We start from the raw sequence: 19,010 nt of genomic DNA, 5'->3' as shown, positions 1-19,010 counted from the left end.
CGGTCCCGGCAACCCCGTTCGTCCAGCACCGTCACACCCCCGCTGTGCCCCCGTTCCAGCGCGCCGCCCCCGCGGTGGGACCGGGTCGCCCCCGTGGCCCGCGCCGCATCGTCCCGCTCTCCAAAGGACTAGACCCATGACGGACCCGCACGACAAGCCCGCACCGGCGTCCTCCCTGCCGCACTCCGGACCCGCCGGCACCGCGGAGAGCGGCCCGACCGCGGAGCGTCCGACCCTCGGCGCGCTGTTCGCCGCCCGGGTGGCCCGCACCCCCGACGCCCCGGCCCTCACGGACGGCCGGCGGACCTGGTCCTACCGTCAACTCGCCGAGCGGGCCGACCGGTTGGCCGGACACCTGATACGCCGGGGCGCCGGGCCGGAGCGGGTGGTCGCCCTGGTCCTGCCGCGCTCCATGGAACTGATCGCCGCCGAACTGGCCGTCTCCCGCACCGGTGCCGCCTTCCTGCCCGTGGACCCCGCCTACCCCGCCGAGCGCCGGACACTGATGCTCACCGACGCCGCCCCCACCGTGATCCTCGATGACGCCGACCGGGTGGGCGAGATGCTCGACGGCCGGGACGGCGTGGGGGTCGCGGGGGAGAGGGACGGGGAGCCCGTCGCCGGGGAGCGTGCCGGTGACGCCGTACCCGCCGTCTTCCTCGACGACGCGGACCGGGGCGGCGAGTCGTCCGAAGCCCGTGATGGGGCGCAGCCCGTGGGGGAGCGGGGCGGGGAGCAGGGCGCCGGGGGCGACAACGCGGCGTACGTCATCTACACCTCCGGTTCCACCGGCACCCCCAAGGGCGTGACGGTCACCCACCGCGGCATCGGTGGTTTCGTCGCCGCCGCGGCCGAGCGGTACGCCGTGGGTCCCGGCGACCGTGTGCTCCAGTTCTCCTCGCCGAGCTTCGACGCCTCCGTCCTGGAACTGTTCATCTCGGTGCTGTGCGGTGCCACCCTCGTCGTACCGCCGCACGGCCCCTGGCTCGGCGACGAACTCGCCGCTGTCCTGGACGAGCACCGCATCACCCACGCCCTGATCCCGCCGGCCGCGCTCGCCACCCTGCCCGGCCCCGCGTCCGGTACCGGGCGCCATCTGCGCACGCTGATCGTGGGCGCCGAAGCCTGCCCCGCCGGGCTCGTGGACACCTGGGCACCCGGCCGCCGGATGATCAACTCCTATGGTCCGACCGAGGCCACCATCGTCGCCACCTGGACCGGGCCGCTCACCGCGGGCCGGGGCACCCCGACGATCGGCGGCGCCCTGCCGCACACCCGCGCGTATGTGCTCGACGCAGCGATGCGGCCCGTGCCGCCCGGCACCGACGGCGAGTTGTTCGTGGGCGGTGACGCGGTGGCCCGCGGCTACCTCGGCCGGCCGGGCCTGACCGCCGCCCGCTTCGTCCCCGACCCCTTCGGGCCGGCCGGGGCCCGCCTCTACCGCACCGGCGACCGGGCGCGCCAAACCGCCGACGGCGAACTGGAGTTCCTGGGCCGGCTCGACCGGCAGGTGAAGATCCGCGGCTTCCGGATCGAGCCGGGCGAGATCGAGGCCGCCCTGCGCCGGGCCGGTGCCGGTGCCGTCGGCGAGGCCGTGGTCGTCGTACGCGAGGACGAGCCGGGCCACCAGCGCCTCATCGGGTACGTCACCCCGGCCGCCCCGCAACCCGCCACCGCCCCGGCCCCGGCAACTGATCCTGACCTCGCTGCCGCCCCCGCCTCGACCACCGTCCCCGGCTCGGCCACCGCCCCAGACCCGGCCGCCCCCGAGCGTCCCCTCGACCCCGCCGCCCTCCGTGCCGCCGTCGCCGCGTTGTTGCCCGCGCACATGGTCCCGGCCGCGGTCGTGGTGCTGGAACGGATGCCGCTCACCCCGCAGAACAAGATCGACCGGCGGGCGCTGCCCGCGCCCGAGCGGACGGCCGCGGGCGGCCACGTGGCGCCGCGCACGGAGCAGGAGCGGGCGCTCGCGGCCATCTGGGCCGACGTCCTGGGCGTGACCGGGGTCGGCGTGACGGACGACTTCTTCGACCTGGGCGGCGAATCCATCCTCGCCGCCCGCGCCCTGTCCCGGATCCGCGAGGAACTGGGCGTCCGGCTGACCGTGCGGGACGTCTTCTCGGCGCGGACCATCGCGGCGCTCGCCCCGCTCCTCGCCGACCCCTCGGCCACCGCGCCCCCCGAGCCGATCGCCCCGGCCCCGCGCGAGGGCGCGCTGCCGCTGTCCAGCGCGCAGCGGCGGCTGTGGTACCTCGACGACCTCAGCGAGGGCGGCACCGAGTACAACACCGGTGTGTCGCTGCGGCTGCGCGGCGCCCTGGACGCGGACGCGCTGCGCCGGTCGCTCCACCGCCTCGCGGCCCGGCACGCCGCCCTGCGCACCACGTTCGCCACGGCGGAGGACGGGCAGGGCGTCCAGCGGATCGCGGCCGAGCCGGACCTGCCCCTGCGCACCGCCGACGTCCGTGCCCTGCCCGCGGCGCGCCGCGCCGAAGCCGCCGAGGACCTGCTCACCGAGGAGCTGCGCCGGCCCTACGACCTGGCGGCCGGGCCGCTCACCCGCGCCCTGCTCGTGCGGCTCGCCGACGACGACCACCTGCTGCTCGTCGCCCAGCACCACATCGTCACCGACGGCTGGTCGGTGGGCATCCTCACCCGCGAACTCGCCGCCCTCTACCACGCCGAGACGACCGGCGAGCCGGACGGCCTGCCCCAACCAGGCGTCCAGTACCCGGACTTCGCGGTATGGGAACGCCGGCAGCGGACCTCCGGCGCGGACGCCGCCGACCTCGCCTACTGGAAGCGGCACCTGGCCGGACTCCAGCACCTGGAGCTGCCCACCGACCGGCCGCGTCCCGCGGTGCGCACCACCGCCGGAGCCGCCCACCGGCACCCGCTGCCCGCCGAACTGGTGGCTCGGCTGCGCCAGTTGGCCACCGGACGCGGCACCACGGTGTTCACCCTGTTCGCGGGCGCCGCCGCGCTGTTGTTCGCCCGCTACTCCGGCCAGCGGGACATCGCGTTCGGCACCGTCACCACCGGGCGCGGCCGGCGGGACCTGGAGGAGGTGCCGGGCTTCTTCGCCAACACCGTGGTGCTGCGCGGGGAAGTGGACGAACGGGCCACGGTGGACCGGTTCGTGGAGACCATGCGCACGACGGTGCTGGACGCCTTCGCCCACGACGGGGTGCCGTTCGACCGGGTCGTGGAGGAGCTGGCCCCGCCCCGCGACCCCAGCCGCACCCCGCTGGTGCAGGCGCTCGTCGTACAGCAGACCGCCCTGCCCGTCCCGCCGCGCTCCGGCGCGCTGCGCCTCGCGGAGCATCCGCTGCCCCGCCCGGCCGCGCGCTTCGACCTGGTCCTGGAGTTCACGCCGGAGACGGACGGCGGCTGCCTGCTGACCGCCGAGTTCAACACGGACCTGTTCGAGGCGGCGACCGTGGCCCGCCTGACGGCCCATCTGCACCGCCTGCTGGAGGGCATGGCCGACGGTCCCGGCCGTCCGCTGGCCGAGCTGCCCATGCTCTCGGCCGAGGAGCAGCGCACCCTGGTGGACACCTGGAACGCGCCCGCCCGCCGGTCCCGGAGCGCCGGGCACGGCACGCTGCCCGAGCTGTTCCACGCGCAGGCGGCCCGCACCCCGGACCGTACCGCCGTCGTGTGCGCGGGCACCCGGCTCGACTACGCCGAGGTCGCCCGGCGCGCCAACCGGCTGGCCCGGCTGCTCATCGCGCGCGGCGCGGGACCCGAGACCCTGGTCGCGCTCTGCCTGCCGCGCACCGCCGACCTCGTGCCCGCGCTGTGGGCCGTGCTCACCGCGGGCGCCGGCTACCTGCCCGTCGACCCCGGCTACCCGGCCGAGCGGGTCCGGCTGATGCTCGGCGACGCCCGGCCCGCCCTCGTCCTCGCCACCCGCGAGACCGCCGCCGCCCTGCCCGCCGACTGCGCGCCGCTGCTGCTGGACGAGTGCGACGAGGCGGGGCAGGCCGAGGCGGACGTGACCGACGCCGACCGGCACTCGCCGCTGCTGCCGGACCATCCCGCGTACGTCATCTACACCTCGGGTTCCACCGGCCGGCCCAAGGGCGTGGTGGTGACCCACCGCAGTGTCGCGGCGCTGGCCGCGTGGGCGGGCGAGCGGTTCGCGGACGCCGGACTGAGCCATGTCATCGCCTCCACCTCCCTCAACTTCGACGTGTCGGTGTTCGAGCTGCTGTGCCCGCTGACCGCCGGCGGCACGGTCGAGGTGGTCGCCGATCTGCCGGCCCTCGCCGACGGCTCCGGGCCCCGGCACGCCGGGCTGCTCAGCGGGGTGCCCTCCGTCGTCTCCCGCCTGCTCGCGGGCGGCAGCGCACCGCTGACCGCGGACACCGTCGTACTGGCCGGGGAGGCCCTGCCCGCGCAGACCCTGCACGAGCTGCGCGCCGCCATGCCCGCGGCCCGCCTCGCCAACATCTACGGCCCCACCGAGGCCACCGTGTACGCCACCGCCTGGTTCGCCGGCGACGAGCTGCCGGAACAGGCCCCGCCCATCGGTGAACCGGTCGCGCTCACCCGCGCCTACGTCCTTGACGGCCGCCTGCGGCCCCAGCCGCCCGGCGTCACCGGCGAGCTGTACCTGGGCGGCTGCGGCCTGGCCCGCGGCTATCTGCGCCGTCCCGGTCTGACCGCCGCCCGGTTCGTCGCCGACCCGTTCGGCGTGCCGGGGGAGCGGATGTACCGCACCGGGGACCTGGTGCGCCGCGGCGCCGGCGGCCGGCTGGAGTACGTGGGCCGGATCGACCAGCAGGTCAAGGTGCGGGGCTTCCGCATCGAACTGGGCGAGGTGGAGGAGGCGCTGCGCGGCTGCGCGGGCGTGGCCGAGGCCGCGGCCACCGCCGTCACCGGCGACGGCGAGGACCACCGGCGCCTGGTCGGCTACGTCGTCCCGGCCGCCGGCGAGCGGGTGGAACCGGAGGCCGTGCGCCGCGAACTCGGCCGGACCCTGCCCGACTACATGGTCCCCTCGACGGTCGTCGTACTGGAGAGCCTGCCGCTCGGCCCGAACGGCAAGGTGGACCGCGGCCGGCTGCCCGATCCGGGTCCCGCCGTGCGCGCCGTACGGCACGTCGCGCCCCGCACCCCCACCGAACGCGCGCTCGCCGCGATCTGGGCCGAGGTGCTGCGCGTCGAACGCATCGGCGTCGACGACAACTTCTTCGAACTCGGCGGCGACTCGATCCTCAGCATCCAGGTCGTGGCCCGCGCCCGGCAGGACGGCCTGGCCCTGACCTCACGGGACGTCTACCGGCACCAGACGGTCGCCGCCCTGGCCCGCTGTGCGGACGCCGCGGGTGGCCTCCGCGCCACCGCCCCGGCGGCGGAGGCGGCCACCGGCACGGCCCCGCTGACCCCGATCCAGCACTGGCTGTTCGGCGCCCCGGTGCACGACGCCGGGCACTTCTCCCAGGCGTTGTCCGTCCAGGTGCCTGACGATTTGGACCCGGCCGCGCTGGAGGACGCGCTGAACGACCTCGTCGCCCACCACGACGCCCTGCGCTCCGGGTTCGCCGCCACCGGCGAACCGGACGGCGAGGTCCTGTGGTTCATCGACGCGCACACCCCCCGGCTCCCACTGGCCCGGCACACCGGCCCGGACACCGACACCCCGCACTTCGGGCCGTTCGACCTGGCCCGCGGACCGCTGCTGCGCGCCGTGCTGCACGACACCGCGCCCGGCCTGCCCCGGCTGCTGCACCTCGCCGTCCACCACCTGGTGGTCGACGGCGTGTCCTGGCGGGTGCTGCTGGAGGACCTCGACCGCGCCTACCGGGCCCGCCGCACCGGCGCCGACGGCACCGCGGCGCTGCCCGCGAAGTCCTCGCCGCTGCGCCAGTGGGCCCGCCGGCTGGCCGCCCACGCGGCGGACGGCGGCTTCGAGGACGAGCGGGAGTACTGGGCCCGCGCCGTCCCGGAGACCGGACCGCTGGTGCCGGCCGGGCCCGAGCACGGCGCCAACACGTACGCCTCGCAGCGCGCGGTCACCGTACGGCTGGGCCCCGAGCACACCTCGGTCCTGCTGCACACCCTGCCCGACACCTACCGCACCCAGGTCAACGACGTCCTGCTCAGCGCCCTCGGCCGGGCCCTGTGCGCCTGGAGCGGCCGGGACCGGGTGGTGGTCGACGTCGAGGGGCACGGCCGCGAGGAACTCTTCCCCGAGCTGGACATCAGCCGCACGGTCGGCTGGTTCACCACCCGCCACCCCGTCGCGCTCACCGCCCCCGACGACGACTGGGACGCCGTACTGAAGCGGGTCAAGGAGCAGCTGCGCGCGATACCCCGGCACGGCCTCGGCCACGACGCGCTGCGCCATCTGACCGGACCCGGCGGGGACTTCACCACCCCGGACGCGCAGATCAGCTTCAACTACCTCGGCCGGATGGGGCTGCTGACCGAACCCGGCGGCCTGTACCGGGGCACCGCCCGGCCGCTGGAACTGGACGCCGACCCGGCGGCGGAGCGCCCGCACGCCCTGGAGGTCGTCGGCCAACTCGTCGGCGAACAGTTGGAGTTCACCTGGTTCTACTCGGACCGGCTGCACGACGAGGACACCATCGGGGCGCTCGCCGGACGCTTCGCCGACGCGCTCGCGGACCTGGCCCGGTTCGCCGGCCGGCCCGGAACGGCCGGGCGCACTCCGTCCGACTTCCCGCTGGCCCGGCTCGACCAGGACGCCGTGGACCGGGTCACCGGCTCGGACCCGGCAGTCGTGGCGGACGTCCTGCCGCTCACCCCCACCCAGGCCGGCATGCTGTTCCACGGTCTGTCCCAGGACGACCGCGGCGTCTACTTCCAGCAGCTCACCTTCGACCTCGACGGCGTGCCCGACCCGAGCGCCCTCGCCGCCGCCTGGCAGCAGGTCACCGACCGCGCCGAGGTGCTGCGCGGCCGGGTCGTCTGGCAGGACGTGCCCGAGCCGCTGCTCGTGGTGCAGCGGCACGCGGCCCTGCCCGTCACCCACCTGGACTGGCGGGGCCTGACAGAGCCGGAGCGGCGCGCCCGCCTCGACGAACTCCTGGACCGCGACCGCGCCGAGGGCATCGACCTCGGCCGGGCCCCGCTCCAGCGCCTGCTCCTCGCCCGCGTCTCCGACACCGCCGTGCGCGTGGTGTGGTCCTTCCACCACCTGCTGCTCGACGGCTGGAGCCTGTTCCAGGTCCTCTCCGACGTCTTCGCCCTGCACGGCGGCGACGGCCCGGACGCCCTCCCGCACCGCCCGTCGTACCGGGACTACCTCGCCTGGCTGCGCGATCGCGACACCGGGGCCGCCGAACGGCACTGGCGGCAGCGGCTGGCCGGCCTGACCGAGGCCACCGCGCTGCCGTACGACCGCGAGCCGCGCGAGAGCCACCGTGCCGAGTCCACCCACGCCGTGCGGGTCACCCTGCCCGAGGCCACCAGCCGGGCCCTCCAGGAACTGGCGCGGACCTCCGGACTGACCCTCAACACCCTGGTGCAGGGCGCCTGGGCGCTGCTGCTGGCCCGGCAGTCCGGCCGGGACGAGGTGGTGTTCGGCACCACCGTGTCCGGCCGGCCGCCCGAGCTGCCCGGCGCCGACGCCATGACCGGCCTGTTCATCACCACCCTGCCGACCCGGACCGCCGTCCCCGGCCACGGCACCCTGCTCGACTGGCTGCGCGCCCTCCAGCACGACCAGAGCGAGGACCGGCGCTTCGACCACCTGCCGCTCACCCGGCTGCGCGCCTTCACCGAACTGCCGGAACGGGTCGGGCTGTTCGACAGCATCGTGGTCTTCGAGAACTACCCGGTGGACGACGACCTCGCCGCCGCCCACGGACTGCGCGTGAGCGGCCTGGAGGGCATCGAGTCCACCAACTACCCGCTGAGCCTGACCGCTTATCCCGGACCCGAGCTGACCCTGCGCCTGGGCTACGACCCCGGCCTGTTCGACGCGGGCACCGCCGAGCGGCTGGCCGAGTACCTGCGCGTGCTGCTCGCGGGGATGCCCGAGGGCACCCGGCGTCCGCCCGCCCGGCTCCCGCTGCTCACCCCCGAGCGCCGCGAACAGGTGCTGCGCGCCTGGAACGACACCGCCACCGAACGGACCGCCGCCACCACCGCCGGCCTCTTCGCCGCGCAGGCACGCCGCACCCCCGACGCGGTCGCCCTGGAAGCCGGCGACGAGCACCTCACCTACCGCGAACTCGACGCCCGAGCCGCCCGGTTGGCGGCCCGCCTGACCGGCCTCGGGGTGCGTCCGGAGACCCCGGTCGGCGTGCTGATGGACCGGTCCGTGACGCTGATCGTCACCCAGCTGGCCCTCGCCCGCACGGGCGGGGTGTACGTGCCGCTGGACGGCCGGGCACCGGCCGAGCGGCTGCGCCGGATGCTGGCCGAGGCCGGCGCCACCCTGCTGCTCACCGACGCCGCCCGCGAGGAGACGGCCCGTCAGCTGCTGCCGGGCGACGGCGTGCTGCGCGCCGACCGCGTCCCGGACCCGGACGGCCCCGCCCCCGACGGGCCGCCGCCCGCCGTCCATCCCGACAACGTCCAGTACCTGATGTTCACCTCCGGCTCCACCGGCACCCCCAAGGGCGTCGCGGTACGCCAGCGGGACGTCGCCGCCCTCGCCCTCGACCGCGCCTTCGCCGGGCACGACCGGGTCCTCGTCCATTCGCCGCACGCCTTCGACGCCGCCACCTACGAAGTGTGGGTGCCGCTGCTGCGCGGCGGCACGGCCGTCCTCGCACCGGCCGCCGACCTGGACGCCGCCCAGGTGCGCACGGCCATCACGGAACAGCGGGTGAGCTGCCTGTGGCTGACCGCCGGACTCTTCCGGCTCCTCGCCCAGGAGGACCCCGGCTGCCTGCGCGGCGCCCGCGAGGTCTGGACCGGTGGCGAGGCGGTGCCGGGCGCGGTGGTGCGCCGGGTGCTGGACGCCTGCCCCGGCCTGACCGTGGTGGACGGCTACGGCCCCACCGAGACCACCACCTTCGCCACCCGCCGCGCCTTCCGCTCCGGCGACCCGCTGCCCGCCGTACTGCCCATCGGCCGCCCGCTGGACGACATGCGCGGCTACGTCCTGGACGCCGCCCTCCAGCCGCAGCCGCCGGGCATCCCCGGCGAGCTGTACCTCGCGGGCGCCGGCCTGGCCCGCGGCTACGCCGGCCGGCCCGGCGCCACCGCCGCCCGCTACCTCGCCGACCCCTTCGGGCCGCCCGGAACGCGGATGTACCGCACCGGCGACATCGTGCGCTGGAGCGCCGACGGCGAACTGCACTTCGTCGGCCGCGCGGACGACCAGATCAAGATCCGCGGCTTCCGTGTCGAACCCGCCGAGATCGAGGCCAGGCTCACCGCCCACCCCGCCGTCGCCGAGGCCGTCGTCTCCCTCTACACGGACGCCGGGCGCAAACGGCTGGCCGCCCACCTCGTGCCGGCCGGTGACGCGGCGCCGGGCGCCGCCGAACTCCGCGCCCACCTGGCCGACGGCCTGCCCGACTACATGCTGCCCGCCGCGTTCGTCACCGTGCCCGAGCTGCCGCTGACCGCCAACGGCAAGGTCGACCGGCGCCGGCTGCCCGCACCCGACTGGTCGGCCGGCTCCGAGCGCGCCCACCGCGCCCCGCGCACCGACGCCGAGCGGCTCCTCGCCGGGATCTGGGCGGAACTGCTGGGCGTGGAACGGGTCGGCGCCGACGACAACTTCTTCATGCTGGGCGGCGACTCGATCCTCAGCATCCAGGTCGTCTCCCGCGCCCGCGCCGCCGGACTCACCCTCACCCCGCGCGACCTGTTCAAGCACCCCACAGTGGCCGGACTCGCCGCCGCGGGCGGCAGCGCCGCGCCCGCCGTCGCGGGCAGCGGACCGGTCAGCGGGGCGGTGGACCTCACCCCGATCCAGCACTGGTTCCTCGACCCGCGGCCCGCGCACGCCGACTTCTTCGACCAGTCCGTCGTCGTCGATTCGGCGGGCCCGGTGGACGAGGACGCCCTGCGCCGCGCCCTCACCGCCCTGTGGACCCACCACGACGCCCTGCGCGCCCGCTTCACCACCGCCCCCGACGGCACCTGGCGGCAGGACGTCCCCGCCGCCGACGCCCCGGCGCCCGACCTGCTCCAGGTCCACGACCCGCGGGCCGAGGAACTCGTCACCGCCGCCGCGCACGCCGGACTCCGGCTGGCGACGGGACCGCTGTTCACCGCCCGCCTGTTCACCGCCGACGGCACCCGGCCCGCCCGGCTGCTGCTGGTCGCCCACCACCTGCTGGTCGACGGCGTCTCCTGGCGCATCCTGCTGGAGGACCTGGAGACCGCCTACCGGCAGGCCGTGTCCGGGGAGCCCGTACGACTGCCCGCCCGCACCACCTCCGCGCACGAGTGGGCCCGGCGGCTGCGCGACCACGCCGGTGCCTTCGCCGCCGGGCTCGACCACTGGGAGCGGACCGCCCGGCACTGCGCCGACCCGCTGCCCGCGGACGGCACCGGCGGCAACACCATGGCCGACGTCCGCGAGGTGACCGTACGGCTGGACGGCGACCGCACCGACGCCCTGCTGCGCCGCGTCCCCGGCGTCTACCGCACCCGCGTCGACGACGTCCTGCTCACCGCGCTGGGCCGGGTCCTCGCCGACTGGACCGGCCGCGGGACCGTCGCCGTCGGACTGGAGGGCCACGGCCGCGAGGACCAGCTGTTCGAGGACGTCGACCTGTCCCGCACCGTCGGCTGGTTCACCTCCCTCTACCCGGTCGCCCTCACCGTCCCGGCCGGCGACTGGGGCACCGCCCTGAAGGCCGTCAAGGAACAGCTGCGGGCCGTACCGGACCGGGGCCTCGGCTACGGCGTCCTGCGCCACCTCGTCCGCGAGCCCCGGCTCACCGGCACACCCGAGCCCGCCATCAGCTTCAACTACCTGGGCCGCTTCGACTGGTCCGGGGCCGGCGGCACCCTGGTCGGGGCGGTGCCCGGCGGCCTGGGCGGCGCCGAGGCACCCGGCACCGAGCGCCCGCACCTGCTGGACGTGGTGGCCCGCGTCGAGGCCGACCGGCTGGAGATCACCTGGTACTACAGCGCCGCACGGCACCACGAGGAGACGGTCACCGCGCTCGCCGAGGGCGTGCTGCGGGCGCTCGGCGACATCGTCGCGCACTGCGCGGGCCCGGACGCCGGCGGCCGTACCCCGTCGGACTTCCCGCTGGCCCGCCTGGACCAGGCCGCCGTCGACCGCGTCGCCGGTACCGGCCGGGACGTCGCGGACATCTACCCGCTCACCCCGATGCAGGCCGGCATGCTGTTCCACAGCCTGCTCGACCCGGCCGGCCGCACCTACGTCAACCAGGTGCAGCTCGTCCTGAACGGAGTCACCGACCCGCGGACACTCGCCGAGGCGTGGCAGCAGACCGCCGACGCCAACCCCGTCCTGCGCACCCACCTGGTGTGGCAGGAGACCCCGCAGCCGCTCCAGGTCGTCCGGCACCGCGCCACCGTGCCCGTCACCCACCACGACTGGTCCGGCCGCACCGCGGACGACCTGGACCGGCTGCTCGCCGAGGACCGGGAGCGGGGCATCGACCTGGGCGCCGCGCCGCTGATGCGGCTCACCCTGATCCGGCTGGCCCCCGACCGGGTCCGCCTGGTCTGGACGTTCCACCACGTCCTGCTCGACGGCTGGAGCGCGGCCCAGGTCTTCGACGAGGTCTGCGAGCGGTACGCCGCGCTGACCTCCGGGCGCCGCCCCCAACTGCCCGGACGCAGGCCGTTCGCCGACTACCTGCGCTGGCTCGCCGGGCAGGACACCGAGCGGGCCGAACGGCACTGGCGGACCACCCTCGCCGGCTTCCAGGCCCCCACCGAACTGCCCCGCGACCGGCGGCCCGCCGAGGCCCACCGCGCCTCCTCCTGCGACACCGTGCGGATGACCCTCGCCCCGGACGTCTCGGCACGGCTGCGCGAGACGGCCCAGCACGCGGGCCTCACCCTGAACACGGTCCTCCAGGGCGCCTGGGCGCTGCTGCTGTCCCGCTACGGCGGCGGCACCGACGTGGTGTTCGGTACGACCGTCTCCGGCCGGCCCGCCGAACTGCCCGGCGTCACCTCGATGGTGGGCCTGTTCATCAACACCCTGCCCACCCGCGCCCGCGTCGACGGCGAACGCCCGCTGCTGGAGTGGCTGCGCGAACTCCAGGCCGCCCAGTCCGAGGGCCGCCGCCACGACTTCGTCTCGCTGGCCCAGTTGCAGTCCTGGAGCGAAGTACCCGGCGGCACCGGCCTGTTCGGCTCCATCCTGGTCTTCGAGAACTACCCGTTCGACGAGCACGCCCTGTCCCGCCACGGCCTGTCCATGGAGCAGGAACGCGACCTGGAACCGACGAACTACCCGCTCAGCGTCGTCGTCGCACCCGGTGACACCCTCGCCGTGAACCTGGACTACGACCCGGCCGCCTTCGACGCCCCGACGGTACGGGCACTCGGCGAGAGCCTGCGCACCCTGCTGACCGGCATGGCCGACGACGCCGGCCGCACCCTCGCCGAACTGCCCCTGCTCGATACGGCCGGGGCACGGGCGCTGGTGGACCGCCTCGGCGGACCCGTGGCCGCCCTCCCGCAGGACACTCTGCCCGACGCGTTCGCCCGGCAGGCCGCGCGCACCCCGCACGCCCCGGCCGTCCGCCACGGCGAGCAGTGCCTCACCTACGCCGAACTCGACGCCCGCGCCAACCGGCTGGCCCGCCGCCTCATCGCCGTCGGCGCCGGACCCGAGCGCTTCGTCGCCCTGTGCCTGCCCCGCACCGCCGACCTGGTCGTGGCGCTCCTCGCGGTCCTCAAGAGCGGCGCCGGATACCTGCCGGTCGACCCCCAGTACCCGGCCGAGCGCGTCGCGTTCCTCTTCGAGGACGTACGGCCCGACGCCGTGATCACCGCCGCCGCGACCGCCGGCCGGCTGCCCGAGGGGCCGTTCACCCGGATCCTGCTGGACGAGGAGCCGGACCCCCGGACGCCGGACACCCCGGTCGGCGACGGCGAACGCCGCACCGCCCTGCTGCCCGGCCACCCCGCCTACGTGATCCACACCTCCGGCTCGACCGGCCGCCCCAAGGGCGTCGTCGTCAGCCACGCCTCCGTCCTCGCCCTGACCGACTGGGCGGCGGCCGAGTTCACCGGCCGCGGCCTCGCCCATGTGATCGCCTCCACCTCGCTCAACTTCGACGTGTCGGTCTTCGAGATCTTCGCCCCGCTGCTGGCCGGCGGCTGCGTCGAGGTCGTCCGCGACCTGCTGGCCCTCGCCGAGCGCCCCGGACCCTGGCGTGCCGGACTGCTCAGCGCAGTGCCCTCGGCACTGGACCGGCTGCTCGCCGAGGACGCCGTACGGATCACCGCCGACACCGTCGTCCTCGCGGGGGAGGGGCTGCCCGCCCGGACCGTGCGCCGGGTCCGGGAAGCCGTCCCCGGCAGCGAGATACGCAACATCTACGGGCCCACCGAGGCCACCGTCTACGCCACCGCCTTCACCTGCGACCCCGCCGACCCCGACCGCGACCCGCCGATCGGACGGCCGCTCGGCGGCGCCCGCGCCTACGTGCTGGACGAGCGGATGCGCCCGGTACCCGTCGGCGCGCCCGGTGAGCTGTTCCTCGCCGGGACCGGTGTCGCCCGCGGCTATCTGCGCCGCCCCGGCCTGACCGCATCCCGGTTCCTGCCCGACCCGTTCGGCCCGGCCGGCAGCCGCATGTACCGCACCGGCGACCGGGTCCACTGGACGGCCGGCGGCGACCTGCGCTACCTCGGCCGCGGTGACGACCAGGTGAAGGTGCGCGGCTTCCGCATCGAACTCGGCGAGGTGGAAGCCGCGCTGGCCCGCCACCCGGACGTGGCGGCGGCAGCGGCCCGCGTGATCGAGCAGGACGGCCACCGCCGGCTCGTCGGCTACGCGGTGCCCCGCGCGGGCGGCCTGCCGGACCCCGCCGAACTGCGCGCCTTCCTCGCCCGCGGCCTCCCCGGCCACCTGGTCCCCGCCCTCGTCGTACCGCTGGAGCGGCTGCCGCTCGGCGCCACCGGCAAGCTCGACCGGCGGGCCCTGCCCGCACCCGAGCGGGCCGCGTCCGCCACCGGCACCCGAGCGGGCCGACCGCCGCGCACCCCGGCGGAGCACACCCTCGCGGCCATCTGGACCGAGGTGCTGGGCGTGCCCGAAGTAGGCGCGGACGACAACTACTTCACGCTCGGCGGTGACTCGATCCTCGGCATCCAGATCGTCTCCGCCGCCCGCCGGGCCGGTCTCGCCCTGACCCCCCGGCACCTGTTCACCCACCAGACCCTCGCCGAACTCGCCGCCGCCGCCGAGCAGGTGCCGGACGGCCCCGCGACCGCCACCGCCGAGCAGGGCCCGGTGACCGGCGACGCCCCGCTCACCCCCGTACAGCACTGGCTGCTCGACACGCTCACCGGGGACCCCGCGCACTTCAGCCAGACGGTCTGCTTCGAACTGGCCGCCGACCCCGACGAGACCCTGCTGCGGGCCGCCCTCACCGCCGTACTGGAACACCACGACGCGCTGCGGCACCGCTTCGAGCAGGCCGGGGACGGCCGGTGGCGGCAGTACGGCACCGCGCCCGGCGACACCGCCGCGCACCTGGAGGTGCACCGGGACGCGGAACCGCGCGAGGTGGCCGCCGCCCTCGGCGCCGCCTTCGACCTGGCCCGCGGGCCGCTGCTGCGCGCCGCCCTGTGCCGGCCGGGCGGCACCGGACGGCCGGTGCTGCTGCTCGCCGCCCACCACCTCGTCGTGGACGCCGTGTCCTGGCGGATCCTCCTGGAGGACCTGGAGATGGCCTACCGCGCCCTGCGGGACGGCGCACGGCCCGGACTCGGCGCCAAGAGCACCTCGTTCCAGGCGTGGGCCCGGCGGCTCGCCGCGCACACCGAGGCGGGCGGCTTCGACAGCGAACTCGCGCACTGGCAGGGCACGGAGACCGGCATCACCCTGCCGGCCGACCGCACCGGCGGCGCGAACACCGCCGGCACCGAGGAGAGCGTGACCGCCGGACTCGACGCCGAGGAGACCCGCCGCCTGCTCCAGGACGTCCCGGACGCGTACCGCACCCGCGTCAACGACGTCCTGCTCACCGCCCTGGGCCGGGTCCTGGCCCGCTGGACGGGCCGGGACCGGGTGGCCCTCACCCTGGAGGGCCACGGCCGCGAGGAACTCCTCGACGGCACCGACCTCGCCCGCACCGTGGGCTGGTTCACCACCGTGTACCCGGTCGCCCTGGACGTGCCCCGCGGCGCGGACACCGGCGCCGTCCTGAAGTCCGTCAAGGAGAACCTGCGGGCCGTACCGCACGGCGGCCTCGGCTACGGCGCGCTGCGCCACCTGCACCCCACGGCGGGCGCCGCGCTGCCCGCGCTGCCGCCGGTGTGCTTCAACTACCTCGGCCGGCAGGACCGGAACCCCGCACCCGGCGGCCTGCTGGGCGCCCCGCACGGCGACGGCCTCAGCGGCGGCATGGACCGCGCCGCCGACCGCCCCTACCTGCTGGACGTCCTCGGCCGGGTCACCGGCGACCGGCTGGAGTTCACCTGGTCGTACTCCCGCGAGGTGCACCGGCGCGAGACCGTCGCCCGGCTCGCGGCCGAACTCGCCGACGAGCTGCGGGAGATCGTCCGGCACTGCGCCGAACCCGGCACCGGCGGCCGCACCCCCTCCGACTTCCCGCTCGCCCCCCTGAACCAGGCCGCCGTCGACCGGCTCGCCGGCGACGGGACGGACGTCACGGACGTGTACCCGCTCACGCCCACCCAGACCGGCATGGTGATGCACGGCCTGGACGAGGCCGAACACGGCCTGTACGTCGAGCAGATCACCTTCGTGGCGGACGGCGCCCGCGATCCGGGCACGCTCGCCGCGGCCTGGCAGCACGTCGTCGACCACACCCCGGTGCTGCGCACCTCCGTCGCCCTGCACGGCGTGCCCGTCCCGCTCCAGGTCGTCCACCGGGACGTGACCCTGCCGGTCACCGAGCACGACTGGAGCGCCCTGCCCGAGGATCGGCGGGAGGCGGAACTGGAGCGGCTGCTCGCGAGCGAGCGGGCCCGCGGCCTCGCCCTGGAGCGCGCCCCGTTGCTGCGACTCGCCCTGGTGCGGCTCGGCCCGGACGCGGTACGGGTCGTATGGACCTTCCACCACGTCCTGCTGGACGGCTGGAGCGTCTTCCACGTCCTGTCCGACGTACTGGCCGCCCACCGGGCCCTGGTCCGGGGCGAGCGGCCCCGGCTCCCCGAGCGCCGCCCGTTCGCGGACTACGCCGCCTGGCTGGCCGCCCGCGCCACCGGCCCCGCCGAGGACCACTGGCGCGGGGCCCTGTCCGGCCTACGCACCCCGACCCCGCTGCCGTACGACCGCAGGCCCGCCCCCGGCACCACGGCCCGCTCGGGCAACTGGCTGTCGCAGCGCCTCGGCGCCGAGGAGACGCGCCGGCTCCAGGAGTTCGCCCGCCGGCACCGGCTCACCCTGAACACCCTGGTGCAGGGCGCCTGGGCGCTGCTGCTGGCCCGGTGGAGCGGGGAGGCGGAGGTGTGCTTCGGCACCACCGTCTCCGGGCGGCCGGCCGACCTGCCCGGCGCCGACACCATCACCGGCCTGTTCATCACCACGCTACCGGCCCGCATCAGCGTCGACGGCGGCGCGCCCGTGGCCGGCTGGCTGCGCGCGGTGCAGCAGGCGCGGGCGGAGGACCGCCGCCACGACCACCTGCCGCTCAACACGCTGCACGCCCTGACCGAACTACCGCCCGGCACCGGCCTGTTCGACAGCCTGGTGGTGTTCGAGAACTATCCCGTCGGCGACGCGACCGCGGGCGCCCACGGGCTCGCCCTGCGCGACCTGGACGCCCGCGAGGCCACCAACTACCCGCTGACCGTGGTGGTCTCGCCCGGCGACCGGCTGGCCGTCGAACTCGGTTACGACCTGCGGTACTTCGACACGCACACGGCGGACGCGCTGGCCGCGCAGCTGCTGCACACCCTGCACACCCTGGCCGGCACGGACGGCACCGCCCGCCTCGACGACCTCGACGTGCTGCCGCCCGCACAGCGCGAGCGGCTGCTGCGCGGGCCCAGCCGCCCGGAGACGGACGAGGTGCCCGCCGTCACCCTGCCCGCCCTCGTGGAGGCCGCCGCCGACCGCCACCCGGACGCCCCCGCGCTCGCCGCGCCCGGCCTGCTGCTCACCTTCGCCGAGGCGGAGGCGCGGGCCAACCGGCTGGCGCACCGGCTCATCGCCCGCGGCGCCGGCCCCGGCGACCTCGTCGCGCTGCTGCTGCCCCGCTCCGTGGACATGGTGCTGGCCCAGCTCGCGGTGGCCAAGGCGGGCGCCGCGTTCCTGCCCGTGGACCCCGCCTACCCCGAGGAGCGGATCGCGCTGATGCTGCGCGACGCGGCCCCCGCCCTGACCCTCGACGCCAAGGAGATCGCCGCGCTGCTCGCCGCGGACCCGGACGAGGTCCCCGGACACCGGCCCGGCGACGCCGACCGCAGGCGCCCGCTGGACCTGGACGACGCGGCCTACGTCATCTACACCTCCGGCTCCACCGGCACCCCGAAGGGCGTCGTCGTCACCCATCGCGGGCTCGCCGCGTTCTCCGCCGCCGAGGCCGCCCACTACCAGGTGACCGAGGGCGACCGGGTGCTGGCGTTCGCCACCCCCAGCTTCGACGCGTCCGTGCTGGAGCTGTGCATGTCCCTGCCGCACGGCGCCCGGCTCGTCGTCCCCCGCCCCGGACCGCTGCTCGGCGCCGAACTGGCCGACGTCCTGCGGGCCGAGCGCATCACCCACACCCTGCTGCCGCCGGCCGCGCTCGCCACCCTGCCGCCCGGCACACCGGGCACCCTGCCGGACCTGAAGACCCTGATCGTCGGCGCCGAGGCGTGCGGGGCCGACCTCGTGGCCCGCTGGGCGCCGCACCACCGCATGGTCAACTCCTACGGCCCCACCGAGGCCACCGTCGTCGCCACCTGGTCGGCGCCGCTGGCCGCGGACGGCGGCGCACCTCCCATCGGGCGCCCGCTGCCCGCCACCGGCGCCTACGTCCTGGACGCCCGGCTGCGGCCGGTGCCCGACGGGGTCGCGGGTGAACTCTGGCTGTCGGGGCCGGCGCTGGCCCGCGGCTACCTCGGCCGTCCCGGACTGACCGCCGCCCGGTTCACCGCCGACCCGTTCGGGCCGCCCGGCACCCGCATGTACCGCACCGGCGACCTGGTGCGCCGCGACAGCGGGGGCGAACTGCGCTACCTGGGGCGCACCGACCACCAGCTCACGCTGCGCGGCCACCGCATCGAGGCGGGCGAGGTCGAGGCGGCCCTCGTGCGCCACCCGGACGTGCTGGACGCGGTGGTGACCGTACGCGAGGACGAACCCGGCCTGCCGCGGCTGGTCGCCCACCTGCTCACCGCCCCCGGCGCCGAGCCGCCCGCCGCGACCGAGCTGCGGGCCCTGGCCGCCCGGTTCCTGCCGGGCCACATGGTCCCGGCGGCGTTCGTGGCGCTCGACCGGTTCCCGCTCACCGAGAACGGCAAGACCGACCGGGCGGCCCTGCCCGCACCGGCGCCGGACGAGGAGCGGGACAGGGCCGAGTACGTGGCACCGCGCACGCCCACCGAGGAGGCGCTGGCGGCCATCTGGGAGGAGACCCTCCAGACGGCCGTGGGCGCCGAGGACGACTACTTCCTGCTCGGCGGCGACTCCATGCGCGCCCTGCTCATCGCCTCCCGCGCCAACGACGCGTTCGCCACCGCGCTCACCCCCCGCGATGTCCTGGTCTCCCGCACCGTCGCCGCCCTCGCGGAAGTGGTGGAGGACCAGATCCTGAGCGAACTGGAGGACGCCGCGTACGGCGACACCGGATTCGGCAGCGCCGCGTCCGGCGACGCCGACGACCTCGGCACCGGCCCCGACGGCACCGGCCCCGACGACGAAGACGCCGCGCTCGGCGGCAACGACCACGAACGGTGAG

At 76.3% G+C, this 19,010-nt stretch carries 1 protein-coding gene; it reads left to right on the top strand.

The genetic code is table 11. From position 1 onward, the window contains the following. The first annotated feature begins 136 nt into the window (after positions 1–136). Positions 137–19,009, top strand: coding sequence for a non-ribosomal peptide synthase/polyketide synthase (locus ACE4Q9_RS01460; protein WP_397982350.1), 18,873 nt, complete (start codon positions 137–139; stop codon positions 19,007–19,009). The last annotated feature ends 1 nt before the right edge of the window (position 19,010 follow it).

The sequence above is a fragment of the Streptomyces sp. AM6-12 genome (assembly GCF_044327085.1).
Classification (GTDB): domain Bacteria; phylum Actinomycetota; class Actinomycetes; order Streptomycetales; family Streptomycetaceae; genus Streptomyces.
Note: the sequence above shows the minus strand (reverse complement) of the source record. Positions and strands in the feature narration are given on the sequence as shown.

Excerpts from the sequence above, each read along its gene's own strand:
- ACE4Q9_RS01460 (WP_397982350.1), top strand. The coding sequence starts at position 137 with ATGACGGACCCGCACGACAAGCCCGCACCGGCGTCCTCCCTGCCGCAC.